The sequence below is a fragment of the Actinoplanes sp. NPDC026623 genome (assembly GCF_040638275.1).
Taxonomy (GTDB): domain Bacteria; phylum Actinomycetota; class Actinomycetes; order Mycobacteriales; family Micromonosporaceae; genus Actinoplanes.
The window spans coordinates 26733-42906 of the sequence record NZ_JBEZXZ010000032.1; the positions used below are offsets into that span (position 1 = coordinate 26733).

The 16174-nt window shown below is 72.3% G+C and carries 14 protein-coding genes; 7 read left to right on the forward strand and 7 right to left on the reverse strand.

Annotated elements, in window-relative coordinates; genetic code table 11:
• Positions 1 to 19 precede the first annotated feature (19 nt).
• Together AB0F10_RS12935 and AB0F10_RS12940 are read left to right on the forward strand one after the other, a co-directional pair.
• Positions 20 to 385, forward strand: coding sequence for a VOC family protein (locus AB0F10_RS12935; protein ID WP_360623205.1), 366 nt, complete (start codon positions 20 to 22; stop codon positions 383 to 385).
• A 122-nt stretch (positions 386 to 507) separates the two neighbouring features.
• Positions 508 to 1731, forward strand: coding sequence for a GAF domain-containing sensor histidine kinase (locus tag AB0F10_RS12940; protein ID WP_360623207.1), 1224 nt, complete (start codon positions 508 to 510; stop codon positions 1729 to 1731).
• Positions 1732 to 1778: 47 nt separating this feature from the next.
• Here the strand turns inward: AB0F10_RS12940 and AB0F10_RS12945 are convergent, their stop codons facing one another.
• The 4 genes from AB0F10_RS12945 to AB0F10_RS12960 all read right to left on the reverse strand — a co-directional run bounded on the left by AB0F10_RS12945 (position 1779) and on the right by AB0F10_RS12960 (position 7428).
• The gene (locus tag AB0F10_RS12945) at positions 1779 to 4481 is read right to left on the reverse strand and encodes a glycosyltransferase (protein ID WP_360623209.1); all 2703 of its coding nucleotides are present in this window, start codon (positions 4479 to 4481) and stop codon (positions 1779 to 1781) included.
• On the reverse strand, positions 4478 to 5275 hold the full coding sequence (locus AB0F10_RS12950) for a hypothetical protein (RefSeq protein ID WP_360623211.1): 798 nt from the start codon (positions 5273 to 5275) through the stop codon (positions 4478 to 4480). Before AB0F10_RS12950 ends, AB0F10_RS12945 begins: the two co-directional genes overlap by 4 nt.
• Positions 5272 to 5694: a hypothetical protein gene (locus AB0F10_RS12955; protein WP_360623213.1), complete on the reverse strand. Its 423-nt coding sequence runs from the start codon at positions 5692 to 5694 to the stop codon at positions 5272 to 5274. Before AB0F10_RS12955 ends, AB0F10_RS12950 begins: the two co-directional genes overlap by 4 nt.
• Positions 5695 to 5838: 144 nt before the next feature.
• Entirely contained in the window at positions 5839 to 7428 is a 1590-nt protein-coding gene (locus AB0F10_RS12960; protein WP_360623215.1) for a glycosyltransferase family 39 protein, read from the reverse strand.
• 73 nt (positions 7429 to 7501) lie between these two features.
• Here AB0F10_RS12960 and rsmI point away from each other — a divergent pair, with 73 nt between their 5' ends.
• Positions 7502 to 8350, forward strand: coding sequence for a 16S rRNA (cytidine(1402)-2'-O)-methyltransferase (gene rsmI, locus AB0F10_RS12965; RefSeq protein WP_360623217.1), 849 nt, complete (start codon positions 7502 to 7504; stop codon positions 8348 to 8350).
• On the opposite strand, the gene AB0F10_RS12970 is transcribed toward rsmI, so the two are convergent.
• Positions 8344 to 9678: a hypothetical protein gene (locus tag AB0F10_RS12970; RefSeq protein WP_360623219.1), complete on the reverse strand. Its 1335-nt coding sequence runs from the start codon at positions 9676 to 9678 to the stop codon at positions 8344 to 8346. The genes rsmI and AB0F10_RS12970 overlap by 7 nt on opposite strands.
• Before the next feature lie 121 nt (positions 9679 to 9799).
• Between AB0F10_RS12970 and metG the strand changes: the two genes are divergently transcribed.
• The gene (gene metG / locus AB0F10_RS12975; RefSeq protein ID WP_360623221.1) at positions 9800 to 11596 is read left to right on the forward strand and encodes a methionine--tRNA ligase; all 1797 of its coding nucleotides are present in this window, start codon (positions 9800 to 9802) and stop codon (positions 11594 to 11596) included.
• A 43-nt stretch (positions 11597 to 11639) separates the two neighbouring features.
• On the opposite strand, the gene AB0F10_RS12980 is transcribed toward metG, so the two are convergent.
• A complete protein-coding gene (locus AB0F10_RS12980) occupies positions 11640 to 12674 on the reverse strand; it encodes a hypothetical protein (protein WP_360623223.1) in 1035 nt (344 codons plus the stop codon).
• A gap of 101 nt (positions 12675 to 12775) precedes the next feature.
• Here AB0F10_RS12980 and AB0F10_RS12985 point away from each other — a divergent pair, with 101 nt between their 5' ends.
• A complete protein-coding gene (locus tag AB0F10_RS12985; RefSeq protein ID WP_360623225.1) occupies positions 12776 to 13669 on the forward strand; it encodes a TatD family hydrolase in 894 nt (297 codons plus the stop codon).
• A 6-nt stretch (positions 13670 to 13675) separates the two neighbouring features.
• On the opposite strand, the gene AB0F10_RS12990 is transcribed toward AB0F10_RS12985, so the two are convergent.
• On the reverse strand, positions 13676 to 14098 hold the full coding sequence (locus AB0F10_RS12990) for a hypothetical protein (RefSeq protein ID WP_360623227.1): 423 nt from the start codon (positions 14096 to 14098) through the stop codon (positions 13676 to 13678).
• Positions 14099 to 14180: 82 nt separating this feature from the next.
• On the opposite strand from AB0F10_RS12990, the gene rsmA reads away from it, so the two are divergent.
• The gene (rsmA, locus tag AB0F10_RS12995; RefSeq protein WP_360623229.1) at positions 14181 to 15173 is read left to right on the forward strand and encodes a 16S rRNA (adenine(1518)-N(6)/adenine(1519)-N(6))-dimethyltransferase RsmA; all 993 of its coding nucleotides are present in this window, start codon (positions 14181 to 14183) and stop codon (positions 15171 to 15173) included.
• A 49-nt stretch (positions 15174 to 15222) separates the two neighbouring features.
• Entirely contained in the window at positions 15223 to 16170 is a 948-nt protein-coding gene (locus tag AB0F10_RS13000; protein WP_360623231.1) for a 4-(cytidine 5'-diphospho)-2-C-methyl-D-erythritol kinase, read from the forward strand.
• Positions 16171 to 16174 lie beyond the last annotated feature (4 nt).

The window sequence follows — 16174 nt, forward strand, 5'->3', positions numbered from 1 at the left end:
GCTGCGAGAGGGGCTGACCATGATCGACCATGTCGTCCTCGGGGTGCACCACCTCGATGAGAGCAAGCACTTCTATGAGAATGCCCTGCGTCCGCTGGGGGTCAAGGTCGTGGTCGACAAGCAGAAGCTGGTCGGTTTCGGCGGCGACAGCGGCACGCCGTTCTTCTGGCTGGCGCTGCGGGAGCCCTCGCATCGAGTGCATGTCGCCTTCACCGCTCCCGACCGGGCCGCCGTCGACGCCTTCCACGCCGCCGCGCTGCGCTCCGGGGGAGTGGACAACGGGCCGCCCGGCCTGCGCCCGGACTATCACGCAAACTATTACGGAGCGTTCGCCTTCGACGCCGACGGCAACAACGTCGAGGCGGTCTGCCACAGCCCGGCCTGAGGCGGAGCCGACCGAGCCGCCCGGCCCGAGGCCGAGCCGGTCCGGCGGAGCGGAAACTAGCGAAATGCGAGCCTCGCTACTTTTGGGTGGTATTCCTGGAGTGTCTCCAGGAGGTGACAGTCATGCCAGCGCCCCTGCCCAGCAACGAAGCCGACCGGCTCGCCGCGCTCTATGAACTGCACGTGCTCGACACTCCCGCCGAGAAGGATTTCGACGACATCGCCAAGCTCGCCGCGACCGTCTGCGGCGTGCCCATGGCGCTGGTCAGCCTGATCGACGTCGACCGCCAGTGGTTCAAGGCCAAGATCGGCACCGAGCTGACCGAGACCCCGCGCGACCTGTCGTTCGGCGCCCACGCCATCCTCGGCAACGAGCTGCTGGTCGTGCCGGACACCCGCGAGGACGCCCGGTTCGCCGCCCACCCGACGGTCGACCGCGGCGACGGCGTCCGGTTCTACGCGGGGGCACCGCTGATCACCAGCGACGGGTTCGCGGTCGGCGCGCTCTGCGTGTTCGACTCGGTGCCGCGCCGGCTCGACACCGAGCAGTTGCAGGCGCTGCGCGCGCTGGCCCGGCAGGTCACCTCGCAGCTGGAGATGCGCCGCTACGCCACCGCGCTGGCCAACACCACCGCGCGGCTGCAGGAGCTGGAGCGGCGCAAGGACGAGCTCTCCGGGCTGGTCGGCGGCGAGCTGCGCGCGCCGCTGCGGCTGATGCGCTCATACCTGGCCGACCTCGGCAACACCGGCTACCAGGACGCGGATGCCGCCGAGCTCGTCGGCAGGGCCACCGCGGCGCACGTGCGCGGGCTCAGCGACCTGCTCGACCACCTGGCGTCGATGGCCGACGCCGGGCACGGCATGGACAGCCTGCACATGCGGCAGATCGATCTGACCCGGCTGACCCAGCGGGCGGTGGAGGCGGTCCGGCCGATCGCGGCGACGAAACAGATCTGGATCCTCAACCAGGCCGGCGGCCCGTCGCTGCCGATCATCGCGGATCCCGTACGCCTGGAGCAGGTTCTCATGCACCTGCTCTTCGCGGCGGTCAAGTACACACCGCCGGGCGGCCGGGTGCGGGTCGGCACGGAGATGGAGTCCGGCCCGGCGGTACGGCTCGACGACATGGACATCCCGGGCGGGATGCGCCCGGAGCTGTTCCCGCACCTGTATTACGGGGCGCTGTCCGACCCGGGTCTCGTGCCGGGGCCGGACCGCGGCCTGGCGGTCGCGAAGCGGATCCTCGACGCCCACCACGCGACGGTGGCGCTCTCGGACCGCCCGGGCGACGGCACCTCGCTGCACGTGGTCTTCCCGTTCGCCGAACGCGAACTCGTCGGCGTCTGAGGGCCCCACACCCGCCCGGCTGCAGTTCGGGCGGGTGCGGGGCCCCGTTACGCCCCGCGGGTGAACACGGGGCCGGGACCGCCGGCCGGGGGCGAGCCGGTCGACGGGTGTGCCTCGGGGTCGTACTGGTGATCGCTGTCGTACCGCGGAATGTTCTGGGTCGGTACCGGGGGCCGGGCCGTCGCCCGCCCCGCCGCGGGGTGGTCCGGGTCGGCCGCCTGGTCCAGCACCGGCGGCCAGGTGTCGACCGCCGGCGCCACGTTCTGTCCGTCCGGCCAGGTGTGGACCGGGGGCGCCACGTCCCGTCCCCGCGGCCACATGTCGCCCGCGGGTGCGACGTCCTGCCCGGGTGGCCACATGTCGCCCGCCGGTGCGACGTCCCGCCCGGGTGGCCACGTGTCGGCCGCGGGTTCGGCGTGCGCCCAGGTGGAGTCCGCGGGCTCGGAGTCTGGCCACGTCCCGTCCGCGGGTTCGGCGTGCGCCCAGGTGGAGGCCTCGGGTTCGGCGTGCGGCCACGTTTCGGCCGCGGGCGCCACGTCCTGGCCCTGGGGCACGGCTGACGAGGCGTCCCGCGCGCCGGTGAGCCCGGCGCGGTGCAGCTTGTGCCAGCGCAACCGGCCGCCGGTCATGGCGGTCAGGGCGGACTGGATCAACACCAGGTACATCAGCTGCCGGTACGCGAACTGCTGCAGCGGCAGCCGCCACAGCGGGCGCATCGACTCGTTGTCGAAGCGGAACGCCACCGCCGCGGTGAAGAGCTGCAGGGCCAGCATCAGGCCCCACGCGGTCACCGTCGCGCTGAGCTCCCAGAACACCAGCCCGTACACGAGCATGATGTCGACGACGGGGGCGAGCAGCGGCAGCGCCACCCCGAACAGTGCCAGGAACGGCAGGCCGACGCGGCCGAACCGGCCCGAGTCGCCGGAGTCGGTGAGCGCCTTGCGGTGCTTCCACATCGCCTGCATGGTCCCGTAGCTCCACCGGTAGCGCTGGCGGTAAAGCTGCTCGAGGGTCGTCGGGGCCTCGGTCCACGCCTTGGCCCGCTCCTCGTAGACGACCCGCCAACCGGCCCGGCACAGCGCCATGGTCACGTCGGTGTCCTCGGCGAGGGTCTCGTCGCTGACCCCGCCCACCTCGGCCAGCGCCGACCGGCGGAACGCGCCGATCGCGCCGGGCACGGTCGGCATGCAGTTGAGCACCTCGTAGAGGCGGCGGTCGAGGTTGAACCCGATCACGTACTCGATGTGCTGCCAGGCGGCGACCAGCGTCTGCCGGTTGCCGACCTTGACGTTGCCGGCCACGGCGCCCACCGCCGGGCTGGCGAACGGCTGCACCAGCATCCGGATCGAGTCGGGCTCGAAGATGGTGTCGCCGTCGACGGTGACGATGAGGTCGTGCCGGGCCAGCGCGATCCCGGTGTTGAGGGCGTTCGACTTGCCGCCGTTCGGCACCCGGACCACCCGCACGTTGGGCAGGCCGAGGCGCTCCACGATCGCCGCGGTGCCGTCGGTGCTGCCGTCGTCGACGACCATGACCTCGATCGCCGGGTAGTCGCCGCCGGCCAGCGACCGGACCGCGGCCTCGATGCCCTCCTTCTCGTTGTAGGCGGGCACGATCACGGAGACGGGTTCGGTGACCGGCGGGCCCCAGGACCAGTCGGGCCTGCGGCGTTGCCGGGCGTGCCGGGTGGCGAGCAGCAGCAACAACGCCGTACGCCCGATGGTCAGCAGCCCGACCACCAGGAAGAGGCCGGCCAGCCCCCAGACCAGGCCGTCCGCCAGCCGTACCGTCCAGATCAGCCCGGCGCCGCGCAACCGGTTGGCCGGGTCGGCGACGGGGTTCACCGGCAGCAGCGGCAGGGCGACGCTCTGGTCCTTCTCCTGCTCGGCGATGGAGAGGTTCAGGCCCTCGGTGACCGTGGTGAAGCGGTATCCGCGCGCCTTCATCGCGGGGATGAAGACCTTGAGCGCCGCCAGGGTCTGTGCCCGGTCGCCGCCGGCGTCGTGGAACAGGATGACCGCGGAGGCGTCGCCGGCCGGGCTGGCCTGCTTGACGATCTGCGCGACGCCGGGGCGCTGCCAGTCCTCGCTGTCGATGTCGTTGACCACGACCAGGTAGCCGTCCTTGCCGGCCTCCTTGACGATCTTCCAGTTGGTCTCGTCGATGGCCTGCGGCTTCGACGAGTACGGGAAGCGGACCAGGTTGGTGCGCACGTTCGCGGCCCGGGCGATGGCGAACTGGGTCTGCGACAGCTCGAAGTCGCGCCGCCACGGCGCGAGGCGCTGCATGTTGGGGTGGGTGAACGTGTGCAGCCCGAGTTCGTTGCCCTCGGTGGCGATCCGCTTGGCCAGTTCCGGGTGGCGGGCGACCTCGGAGCCGACGACGAAGAACGTGGCGCGCGCGTCGTTCTCCCTGAGGATGTCCAGCACCTTCGGCGTCCACTGCGGGTCGGGGCCGTCGTCGAAGGTGAGCGCGATGGTGCGTGCGGGCAGCCGGCTGGAGCTTTCCTGGCCGCCGGTGGTGTTGATGATCGGGCCGCCGTTGAGGATCGCCGCGGGCACGCCGGCCTGGTCGCCGACCTCGGATTCGAGGTGGTCGCTGGTGAACTCGGAGTTGATGTACGCCTGCACCACCAGCACGCCGACGAAGAGGCTGATCAACAGGAGGCCGAGCAGGACGCGCGGCGGCGGCAGCAGGCGGCGCCGGGAGCGGCTGCGGTTGCGGTTGCGACGCGACGGCGGGCGGGTCACGGGGTGGCCTTGCCGCTGGGGTCGGGCACCGGATCGGGCTGCGGCCGAGGCTGCGGCTTCGAGGTGGTGGCCGGCGCGGGGTCGGCGTCGGCGGGATCGTCGGCCGGGGGCTTCGGCGGCTCCGGGACGCTCACGGGGGTGTCGGCCGAACCCCCGCCTCCGCCCGAGCTTCCGCCTCCGCCCGAGCCGCCGTCGTTGGCCGGGGGCGGCGGCGGTGCCGGCGGGGGCGGTGCCGGGTTGGTGGTGGTCTCGGTCGGGCCGGGATCGACCGGCGGCGAGGTCGTCCCCGATTCGGCGGGCTTGGGGGTGGTCGGCTTGGGGGTCGGCTTCTTGGTCGTCGGCTTGGGCGACGGGCTGCCGGACGGCTTGGGCGACGCGGACGACGACAGTGGGGTGACGGCACTGGCTTCGGTCGTCCGGGAGCTTCCCGCGCCGCGGCGCGGGAAGACCTCGAGGATGGGCTGCGCGTTGGGCCTGGTGGTGGCCGGCACCGGGGTCGGGCTGGGCCGGGCCAGGACAATGTCCTTCTCGTCGCTGCTGTCGTCCGCCAGGCCGGGAATGGGCAGGGGCAGCACGACGCTGGAACTGACCGGCCCGCCGGCCAGGCTGACGCTGATGAGTCCCCCATAGACCATGCAGAGGGCCCCGAAGCCGTATGCGACCCGCCGCAGCAGGCGCCGGCGGCGTCCGGTCGAGTCCACGAACACCGGCGAGGGTGGCGCGACGTCGATCACCTGTGTGTCAGGAATGTCGACGTCGGCGAATGGCGGGTTATTGGGCTCCTGCATTGTCACGCGGCGAGCTTAAGAACATCTACAGAGATCTTGATCGGGGTCACCGGATCTGATGACATACGAAGGTGTGGGCGGAAATGGCCGAAACGGTGGCCACTTGCGTTTGACCTGATGGGAAAGTCGTGTGCGAGTATTTCGCGGACACCCGCTGACCTGCGCACAACATCATGGATCTTAAAGGTTACGCCGTTTTGATCGGCCATTTGCTGTCGAATTGCCGACTCGCCCGGAAGGGCTATGCGAATGGTATTCACGATGTGATAAGTGGCATTAAAACCAATATAGCTTATTGTCCGCTTTGTCGCACGTGGACGCTCGGCGTGCCTGTTCATGGCCTGGTCTTCAGTTGGCAACAAGATTCCCGATATCTGAGTATCCCCAGCCCGTTGTGTCTGCCATCGGCGGTCGTTAAACTTCATCTTGCGCGCTCCTATCGCCCGCTTCCCCCGTGGCAGGCGATCGGGGCGCGCACCTATTCGATAAAGAAACGCCCGCCGCGCGAAGCGGCGGGCGTTTCTATCGTTTCAATGCCCGCCGGCGACGAGTTGCGCCGACGGGCCCGGTCAGATCCAGCGGCTGCCCAGCCACATGCGCGTCGACCAGTCCTCATAGGGGATCAGCTGCCCGACGAAGATCGGATGGAAGTAGGCGAAGCAGAGCGCCACGAGCAGCACGTAGACGCCGACAGCGACCGTGCCGATCAGTTGTCTGTCGGTGCGTGCGGGGCCCGTGACCAGCCCGGTCGACGGCGTCATGATCGCCCCGAGGGCGTAGGTGACGGCCAGGATCAGGAACGGCAGCGCCGGCATCACGTAGAACGCGAACATCGTCCGGCCCTCGGACACCGCGAAGTAGAACCACGGCAGCAGACCCGCCGTCACGCCCGTACCGATGGCGAACGCGCGCCAGTCCCGCCGGGCGATGCCGAACCAGACCAGCGCGCCCAGCGCGGGCAGGAACGACCACCAGAGGATCGGCGTGCCCAGCAGCAGGATCTCCGCGGCGCAGCTGGGCGCCCCGCAGCTGCCGTTGCCGTTCCAGTAGAAGGCGACCGGGCGGCCCAGCAGCAGCCACTGCCAGGGCCACGACTGGTACACGTGCTTGTCGTCGAGGCCGTTGTGGAACTTGAACGCCTCCTGGTGGTAATGCATGAGGTTCAGCAGCGCACCCAGGATCGGCGGCTCGCTGAGACCGTTCGCCTGACGGTAGTGGCGGAAGTAGCCGGTGTTCGTGACGAGCCAGCCGGTCCAGGTCGCGATGTAGAAGATGCACGACAGAGCGAGGGTGAGCACCAGGTAGCCCAGATCGCCGAGGATGCCCTTGAGGATCGGATGGCGCCGGCCCGCCGAGCGCCGGGCCTGCACCCGCCACACCACGACCAGCACGGCGAAGAACGGTGCGAAGAACGCGGCGCTCCATTTCACCCCGCAGGCGAGCCCGAACAGCACGCCCGCCGTGACCAGCCACCAGGGGAAGATCCAGGGGAGCCGGGGATCGGCGGCCGGGTCGTGGCCGCCCTCCAGCGCCCGCAGCCAGCGCCTGCGGTAGTGGTCGCGGTCCAGCACCATGGCCGCGAACGTCGCCAGGACGAACAGGCCCAGGAAGATGTCGAGCAGCGACGTGCGGGACAGCACCAGCTGGAAGCCGTCGAGCGCCATCAGCAGGCCCGCGATCCCGGCCAGCACGATCGAGTGGAACATCCGGTACGCGACCCGGATCAGGATCAGGATCATCAGCGTGCCGGCGATCGCACCCGAGATCCGCCAGCCGAGCTCGTTGTTGCCGAACACCGCCTCGCCGAGCGCGATCAGCCACTTCCCGAGCGGCGGATGCACCACGTACGCCGGCCCGTTGGTCTTCTCGTCCCACTCGACGCCGTGCTGGAGCATGTCCCAGGCGTCGGTCGGGTAGTAGACCTCGTCGAAGATGTAGCCCTTCGGGCTGTCGAGGTGCCACAGCCGCAGGATCGCCGCGACGGCCACGATCAGCGCCGTGATCAGCCACGAGTAGGGGTTCCACCAGCGGTCCAGCGTCGCCAGCCGGCGGCGGACGGCATCGGGCACGCCGCGTCGGCCGTCGGCCGCCGCGTCGTGGAGCCGGTCGTCCGCGGGGGCGGGTTCGGTGGTGTCAGTCTCAGCCGTCGCCGAAGTCACCCCGCGATCGTAGGCTGCGACGGAAGAGCACGGCGCCCGGTGCCCGCGCGTCCTCGTGTGATGGACTTCTTCGGTGGCGGAGACGGGTACGGGTCGGGTGGTACTGGTCGGCGCGCCGCTGGGCAACGTGGGTGACGCCTCCAGCCGGCTGCGGGAGGTGCTGGCGACAGCGGACGTGGTCGCGGCCGAGGACACCCGGCGCCTGCTGCGCCTCGCCCGGGACCTCGACGTCACCGTCGCCGGCCGCATCGTGTCGTACTTCGAGGGCAACGAGGAGCGCCGGACCCCCGACCTGGTCGAGGCGCTGCGCGGCGGCGCGGTCGTCGCCGTCGTCACCGACGGCGGCATGCCGAGCGTCTCGGATCCGGGATACCGCCTGGTCCGAGCCGCGCTGGACGCGGGCTTCCCGGTCACGGCCGCGCCGGGCCCCAGCGCCGTGACCACCGCGCTGGCGCTGTCCGGCCTGCCGAGCGACCGGTTCTGCTTCGAGGGCTTCCTGCCCCGCACCGGCTCGGGCCGCCGCTCCCGGCTGCGCGAACTCGCCGCCGAACCGCGCACGCTCGTCTTCTTCGAGGCGCCGCACCGGATCACCGCGGCGCTGACCGACCTCGCCGCGACCTTCGGCGCCGGCCGGGACGCGGCGGTCTGCCGCGAGCTGACCAAGACCTACGAGGAGATCCGCCGCGGCCCGCTGGGTGAGCTCGCCGAGTGGTCGGCCGAGGCGGGGCCGCGCGGAGAGATCACGGTGGTCGTCGCCGGTGCGCCGGCTGGGCCGGCCGAGCGGCCGGCCGACGAGGAACTGCGCGCCGCGGTCGCGGAGCGCGAGGCCGGCGGCGCCTCGCGGCGTGACGCCATTCAGGCCGTGGCCGACGCGTACGGGTTGCGCAAGCGCGAGGTCTACGCACTGGTGCACGCTCAGTAGGCGACGGCGAGGAACCCGGCGAGCAGCGCGAGCGGGCCCGCCAGGCTGAGCAGCAGCGCGCCGTGCCGGGCCCGGGCGGTGTCCAGCCGGCGCGCCCCGGTCAGCCCGGCGATGCCCAGCCCGCAGAGCAGCACCAGCACGAAGCTGAGCGCCCAGCGCAGGTGCACGAGGGTGCCGGTGCCGCCGGCGTACGCCTGGCGGCTCCCGCTGTCGACCATCCGGGCCGGGGTGACCGAGCCGGTGGCGCGCCCGGCGGGCGCGACGCCCAGCAGGGTCAGGTCGTCCACCCGGTAGGCGCCGTCCGCGGCGGCGAACTGGCCCGTGCAGCGTTGGGTGACGCCCGAGCCGGTGCACCGCAGGACGGTGGCGGTGCCCCGGTCGCCGTGCCCCACCGCGAGCCAGAACGGCTCGGCGCTCACCCAGGCGAAGAAGGCCGCGATCAGGCCGAGCGCGAGCAGGCCGAGCAGGCCCGTCGCCGGGCGGCGCGGGTGGCGGACCCCGCGGCGGGGCGCCCGGACGGCGTTCCCGGGCCGCTCGGGGCTCGCCTGCGGCAGATCCGGCTCCGGGTTCTCCCCGCCGGCCTGCCAGAACGGCGAGGTCTCGAGCAGGGCGGTGGCGCGCTCCTGGCGTACCCGGTCCTGCAGCGCGCGATCCGCCCGGGCCGCGTCGCGGGCCCGGCCGGTCTGGGAGAGCCCGGAGGGTTGCTGTCCGGGCACGGCGCCGCGGTCCAGGGCCACGGTCGGCCGGTTGTGGTCCGGTTCGGGCAGGATCATCACGTCCGGCGCGATATCGGGCCGCGGCCGCTCCAGCGGGATGGCGTCGAGCAGGCCGAGAAGCTTCGGCTCGTGCTCGGGCTCGCCCCTGGACGTGTACCCGGTGCCGTCGCCCTCGGTGTTGAAGCGCTCGGCGTCCAGGTCGTCGTGGCGCTGCTCGACGCCCTTGGCGGCGGTGCCGGGCGTCTCGTCGGGCTCCGGCTCGGCGGGCGGCGTCAGGACGGCCGTCAGGACCGCCGGCGGCGCGTCGCTCGGCGCCTCGGCGGGCGGCGCCACGACGGCCGTCAGGACCGCCGGCGGCGCGTCGCTCGGCGCCTCGGCGGCTTCGTCGGACACCGTCGCGGCCGTGTCCTGCTCGGCGGCCGGGTGTGTCTCGGCGGGCTCGTCGCCCTCGGCCGGCGCCGCGCGGGGGCGGGGATGCCGCGGCAGCCCGGCCGGCGGGGCCTCTTCGCCGACCTCGTCGACGTGCCACCAGGTGGCCTCGGGATCGGCGTACGACCAGGGGTCGCCCTCGTTGTGAGGCGTTTCCCCAGGTTGTGGCGCGTCACCCGTCATGGCTCCCATTGGACTACGGGTTCCGGCGGTGATCAGGGAGATACTCGGGCGTGTCGGGACAAAAAGGTCAGGCGGCCGGGCGTTCGCCAGGCCGGGGTGGCGGTCACTACTCTTGGGCACCATGAGTCACGTTCTCGCCGCGGTCGCCTGGCCTTACGCCAACGGCCCGCGCCACATCGGTCATGTCTCCGGCTTCGGGGTGCCCTCCGACGTTTTCAGCCGGTACATGCGGATGTCCGGCCACGATGTGCTCATGGTCTCGGGCACCGACGAGCATGGCACGCCGATCCAGGTGCAGGCTGACGCGGACGGCGTCACGCCCCGCCAGCTCGCCGACCGTTACAACCGGGTGATCGTCGAGGACCTGCAGGGCCTCGGGCTCTCCTACGACCTGTTCACCCGGACCACCACCCGCAACCACTACGCGGTCGTCCAGGAGCTGTTCACCGGCCTCAACGAGAACGGCTACATCGTCGCCAAGACGACGCTGGGCGCGATCTCCCCGTCGACCGGCCGCACGCTGCCGGACCGCTACATCGAGGGCACCTGCCCCATCTGCGGCTACGAGAGCGCCCGCGGCGACCAGTGCGACAACTGCGGCAACCAGCTCGACCCCGAGCAGCTGCTCAACCCGCGCTCGCGGATCAACGGCGAGACCCCGAAGTTCGTCGAGACCGAGCACTTCTTCCTCGACCTGCCGGCCTTCGCCCAGTCGCTGGGCAAGTGGCTGGACGCCCGCGACGGCTGGCGTCCCAACGTGCTGAAGTTCTCCCGCAACCTGCTCGACGACCTGCAGCCGCGGGCCATCACCCGCGACCTCGAGTGGGGCATCCCGATCCCGCTGGACGGCTGGCGGGACCGCGCCGACAAGCGCATCTACGTGTGGTTCGACGCGGTCATCGGCTACCTGTCGGCGTCGATCGAGTGGGCCCGCCGCTCCGGCGACCCGGAGGCGTGGCGGCGGTGGTGGTCGGCCGACGCGCAGGGCAAGGACGCGCTCGGCTACTACTTCATGGGCAAGGACAACATCGTCTTCCACTCGGTGATCTGGCCGTCGCTGCTGCTCGGCTACTCCGGGGCGGGCGACAAGGCGGGCAACCCCGGCTCGCTGGGCGCCCTGAACCTGCCCACCGAGGTCGTCTCGAGCGAGTACCTGACGATGGAGGGCCGCAAGTTCTCCTCCTCGCGCAAGGTGGTCATCTACGTCCGGGACTTCCTGGAGCGCTACGACGCCGACGCGCTGCGGTACTTCATCGCCGCGGCCGGCCCGGAGTCCAACGACACCGACTTCACCTGGGCGGAGTTCGTCCGGCGCAACAACGACGAGCTCGTCGCCGGCTGGGGCAACCTGGTCAACCGGTCGATCTCGATGGCGGCCAAGAACTTCGGCGAGATCCCCGCGGCGCTGGACCTGACGCCCGACGACCTCGCCCTGCTGGAGACGGCGCGGGCCGGCTTCGCGACCGTGGGCGAGCTGATCGGCAAGCACCGGCAGAAGGCGGCGATCGGCGAGGCCATGCGGGTCGTCGCCGAGGCGAACAAGTACCTCTCCGACCAGGCGCCGTGGAAGCTCAAGACCGAGCAGGAGAAGCCGCGGATGGGCACCGTCCTGCACGTGGCGCTGCAGGTCGTCAGCGACGCGAACACCCTGCTCACCCCGTTCCTGCCGCACTCGGCGCAGAAGGTGCACGAGCTGCTCGGCGGCACCGGCGTGCACGCGCCGATGCCGTCCATCGTGGAGGTCGAGGACCTCGACGGCGGCCCGGGCTATCCGGTGCTGACCGGCGATTACACCGTCGGCGCGCGCTGGGAGTCGGTGCCGCTGGTCGCGGGCACGCCGCTGGCGGCCCCGAAGCCGGTGTTCCGCAAGCTCGACCCGTCGGTCGTCGAGGAGGAGCTGGAGCGCCTCGCCTCCTAGGCGCGGGATTCGCGAGCCTGCGCCGCCTCCGGGCGGCGCCGGCCTAGAGCACGTACGGGAGCTCGGCGATGTGGTGATCGCTCAGCTCGCGTACGGGTGCCCAGACCTCGTACACGCCGCGCTCGTAGCAGCGGGCGCCGACGGCGGAGACCGTGTCGGCGTCCGGGTGCACGAGGCGCAGGCGCGCCCAGTCGTCGTCGCGCTGCAGCACCCAGCAGGTGGCGGTGCGCCACTGTGCCTTCTCGGCCCGGCGGCTCAGCGTCGACACCGGATAGCGCGCGGCGCGGGTCAGCGCCCGTACCCGGAATTCCCCCGGCGGGTCGGCCACCGCCTGGTACTCGTTCTCGTTGATCCGGCCGACCAGCCGCGCCGAGCCGGCGTCCGTGCACGGCACGTACTCGCGGCCGGGGCTCACGCCGGGAATCCCGTCCAGCAGGTGCCGCCAGCGCGGCCCGGCCAGCCGCAGCCAGCCGTGCTGCTCGGGCTGGTAGGAGTAGAGCACCACCTCGTCGCCGGTGCCCGGGTGGGCGAGCAGTTGCGCGTTGGCGGGCAGCGGCAGGTCGGCGAAGCCCGCCGTGACGAACTCGGGGATCAGGTCGTCGGCGCTCGGGGTGAAGCCGGTGCCGAGCACCATCGGGCCGATCCGCGAGTGCGCCGGCAGCGCCGGCAGTCCGCTGTGGACCTCGCCCATCGGGATCTCGTAGTCGCTCGGGTCGACCGCGCGCCAGCGCAGCGCGTAGACCACGTCGGTGTCGCCGGAGCCGTCCGTGCGCAGCAGCCCCAGCTCGGCCGGGGTGTGCAGGTGGGCGATGTCGCAGGCGCGGTAACAGAAGCCGTACGGCTGCCAGCCGGCCAGATGACCGGCGAACTGGGCGGCGGAGAGGATCTTCGTCATCCGGGTGCCGCGGCGCACGGCTGCGGTGTTCCGGATGCCCTGCAGCACGGCGTCGTCGAGGTGCCCGGCGGACTGGGCCATGGCCTGGACGCGGTCCCAGGTCAGCTCGCGGCGCAGCGGTGCCATCAGGGCTGGTTCGAGAGGATCGGTGCCGACGGCGGCGTCCTCACCGGTCACGGTCACCAGGTGAAGCTAGGCCCCGAGAGTGGATTCCGGGTGAACGCCGGGTGACCCGCAGTGCATGAAAAAAACTCTCACGGACCGATATGTGATCCTGAAGGGCGATGAACAGCACTCCACCTTCCGAATCGCGCAAGGCGCGGGCCGCTCGGCGTGCGGGGGAGTTCCCGCCCGCCCCCGAGCCGCTGGCCGTACCCGTCTTCGACAGCCACACCCATCTCGACATCACCGTGCACGAGGCCGGGGTGCCCGACGGCGCCGGCGGCGACCCCGTCGAGGCGCTGATCGGCGCGGCGGCGAAGTCCGGCGTGGACCGGCTGCTGCAGGTCGGCGTCGACGTGGCGTCCTCGCGCTGGGGCGCCGCGTTGGCCGCCCGCCACCCGTCGGTGCTCGCCGCGGTCGCCCTGCACCCGAACGAGGCGCCACGACTGTCCGACCTGGACGCCGCGCTGCGCGAGATCGAGGCGCTCGCCGCCGAGCCCCGCGTCCGCGGCGTCGGCGAGACCGGGCTGGACACCTTCCGCACCGGCGAAGACGGCCGGGCGGCACAGGAGCTCAGCTTCCGCGCACACATCGCGATCGCCAAGCGGTACGCGAAGCCGCTGATCATCCACGACCGCGAGGCGCACGCCGAGGTGCTGCGGGTGCTCGACGAGGAGGGCGCGCCCGATGTCGTGGTGCTGCACTGCTTCTCGGGCGACGCGGACTTCGCCGCCGAGTGCGTCCGCCGGGGTTATCTGCTCAGCTTCGCCGGTACGGTCACCTTCGCCAGCGCCACCGGCCTGCGGGAGGCGGCCGCGCTGACGCCGCCGGAGCAGATGCTGGTGGAGACGGACGCCCCGTACCTGACGCCGGTGCCGTACCGGGGGCGCCCCAACGCGTCGTACCTGATCCCGCTGACGATGCGGGCGCTCGCCGAGACCACCGGCACCGACCTGGACGCGCTCTGCGCGGCCGTCTCGGCGAACGGGGAGCGGGCCTTCGGCCCCTGGCGGTAGGCCGTCTCAGCCGGGCAGCGGGTAGGCGGCGCAGTCGAGCTGCTCGCCCAGGCCGCCGAGCAGCTTCGCGAACGTCGTGGGCGCCGCCGCCAGCGGCCCCCGGGAGACGAACCGGACCGCCCAGCGGTGCCCGGGCGCGACGTTGAAGATGCGGTAGATCACCAGCGACCCGCGCTCGTCCGCCTCGACGCTGGTGACGCCGCGATACCACCACTCGCCCTGATGGGCGATCGAACGCGCGACCCGGTCCAGGGTCACCGTCATCGTGCTGCCCTCCAGGGTGACGGTGAACTCGTCACCCCGGGCCGGCGTTGCGGAGCCGGTGGCTGCCAGCGGCGACCGCCCGCCCGGCCGCGCGTCGAGTAGCACCTCGGCGACCTTGTCCGGTGTCGCCTCCACCACGCCCCGCAGCTCGAGCAGCTCCGTCATTGTCTTGTTCTACCGTGCCGGAGCAAGCCGCCGCTGCCCCGTAGCCCACCGTCACCCCCGGGCAGCCGTAGGCTCTGACCTCATGGCTGATGCACTGAGCAATTTTCAACCTGGCCTCGGGCCAGAGGCATCCGGGCCGTCGACCCCCGCCGGGCAGTGCCGCCCGGGCCACGTTGAAAAAGGCTCACTCCTCGGCCCGGCGGAGATCCGGGAGCTTGCCGCGCGCCTCGGCATCGCACCGACGAAGAAGCTCGGCCAGAACTTCGTGCACGACCCGAACACGGTGCGCCGGATCGTCGCCGCGGCCGGTCTGACCGGCGACGACGTGGTGCTGGAGGTCGGGCCCGGGCTGGGTTCGCTCACCCTGGGCCTGCTCGGGGTGGCGGCGCACGTGCACGCCGTCGAGCTGGATCCAGCGCTCGCCGCCGCGCTGCCGGCGACCGTCGAGCAGCGCGCCGACGTCACGAAGCTGACCGTGCACCATGCCGACGCCCTGCGGATCAAGGGCTCGGTGCTGAGCCCGGCGCCGACGATGCTGGTGGCGAACCTGCCGTACAACGTCGCCGTGCCGGTCGTGCTGCACCTGCTGGCCGAGTTGCCGACGCTGCGCGGTGGCCTGGTGATGGTGCAGAAGGAGGTCGCCGACCGGCTGGTGGCCGGACCCGGCTCGAAGGTCTACGGCGTCCCCTCGGTCAAGCTCGCCTGGTACGCGGCCGCGCGCGCCGCGGGGCGGGTGCCGCCGGCGGTGTTCTGGCCGGTGCCGAACGTGGATTCCGGCCTGGTGGCCTTCGCGGGCCGCGAGGCGCCCGCCGAGGTCGACCGCCGGGTCGTCTTCCAGGTGGTGGACGCCGCTTTCGCGCAGCGCCGCAAGACGCTGCGGGCCGCGCTGGCCGGCTGGGCGGGCGGCGCCGACCTGGCTGAGAAGGTGCTGGTGACGGCGGGGGTGAGCCCGCAGGCCCGCGGGGAGTCGCTCTCGGTGGCGCAGTTCGCCGCGATCGCGGCCGCCGCGATCGCCACCGGGCACGGCGGTAAGCTCAGCGCGTCCGGCAGGCGGCACGAGGAGGTGGACTCATGACGGCGCAACCGATGGCCCACGTGTCGACCCCTGACCCGGACGTCACTCCGTGACGGAGGCGTGGGGTCCGGACGACGACAAGCCTCGCCGGTTCGCCGGTCCCGTCAGGGTCCGGGTGCCCTCGAAGATCAATCTGCATCTCGGGGTCGGCCCGCTGCGCGCCGACGGCTTTCACGAGCTCAACACCGTCTATCACGCGATCAGCCTCTTCGATGAGCTGACCGCGCGGCCCGGCGACACCCTCGCGCTGACCATGGAGGGCGAGGGCGCCGGCGAGCTCGCCCTCGACGACAGCAACCTGATCATGCGGGCCGCCCGGGCGCTGGCCGCCAAGGGCCGGGTCCCCGCGCACGCCCGCCTGCACCTGCGCAAGTCGATCCCGCTCGCGGGCGGCCTGGCGGGCGGCAGCGCCGACGCGGCCGCCACCCTGCTCGCCTGCGACCTGCTCTGGGGCACCGGCTTCTCCCGGGACGAGCTCGCCGCGATCGGCGCCGAGCTGGGTTCGGACGTGCCGTTCCTGCTGCACGGCGGCACCGCGCTGGGCACCGGGCACGGCGAGTCGGTCAGCCCGATCCTGGCCCGGCCCACCACCTGGCACTGGGTGGTCGCCATCGCCGACGGGGGCCTGTCCACCCCCGAGGTCTACCGGGAGCTGGACCGGCTGCGGGACAGCCCGTGGCCGCCGCCGGCCCAGCAGAGCGCGGACGCGCTGATGACCGCCCTGCGCCAGCGCGATCCGGCGGTGCTCGGCGCGGCGCTCGCCAACGACCTGCAGCCGGCCGCGCTGTCGCTGCGCCCGGTGCTGGCCGACGTGCTCAAGGCCGGCGCCGAGGCGGGCGCCGTCGCCGGCATCGTCTCCGGTTCCGGACCCACCTGTGTCTTCCTCGCCGCCGACGGCGTGCACGCCGAGCGGGTCGCGGCCGGGCTGACCGCCGCCGGGGTGTGCCGCTCGGCGGTAACCGCACGCGGGCCCATGCCGGGCGCCCGGGTAACCTAGGGAC

Excerpts from the sequence above, each read along its gene's own strand:
- AB0F10_RS12990 (WP_360623227.1), bottom strand. The coding sequence starts at position 14,098 with ATGACGGAGCTGCTCGAGCTGCGGGGCGTGGTGGAGGCGACACCGGAC.
- AB0F10_RS12970 (WP_360623219.1), bottom strand. The coding sequence starts at position 9,678 with ATGACGGGTGACGCGCCACAACCTGGGGAAACGCCTCACAACGAGGGC.
- rsmA (WP_360623229.1), top strand. The coding sequence starts at position 14,181 with ATGGCTGATGCACTGAGCAATTTTCAACCTGGCCTCGGGCCAGAGGCA.
- AB0F10_RS12985 (WP_360623225.1), top strand. The coding sequence starts at position 12,776 with ATGAACAGCACTCCACCTTCCGAATCGCGCAAGGCGCGGGCCGCTCGG.
- AB0F10_RS12935 (WP_360623205.1), top strand. The coding sequence starts at position 20 with ATGATCGACCATGTCGTCCTCGGGGTGCACCACCTCGATGAGAGCAAG.
- AB0F10_RS12955 (WP_360623213.1), bottom strand. The coding sequence starts at position 5,694 with ATGAAGTTTAACGACCGCCGATGGCAGACACAACGGGCTGGGGATACT.
- metG (WP_360623221.1), top strand. The coding sequence starts at position 9,800 with ATGAGTCACGTTCTCGCCGCGGTCGCCTGGCCTTACGCCAACGGCCCG.
- AB0F10_RS12940 (WP_360623207.1), top strand. The coding sequence starts at position 508 with ATGCCAGCGCCCCTGCCCAGCAACGAAGCCGACCGGCTCGCCGCGCTC.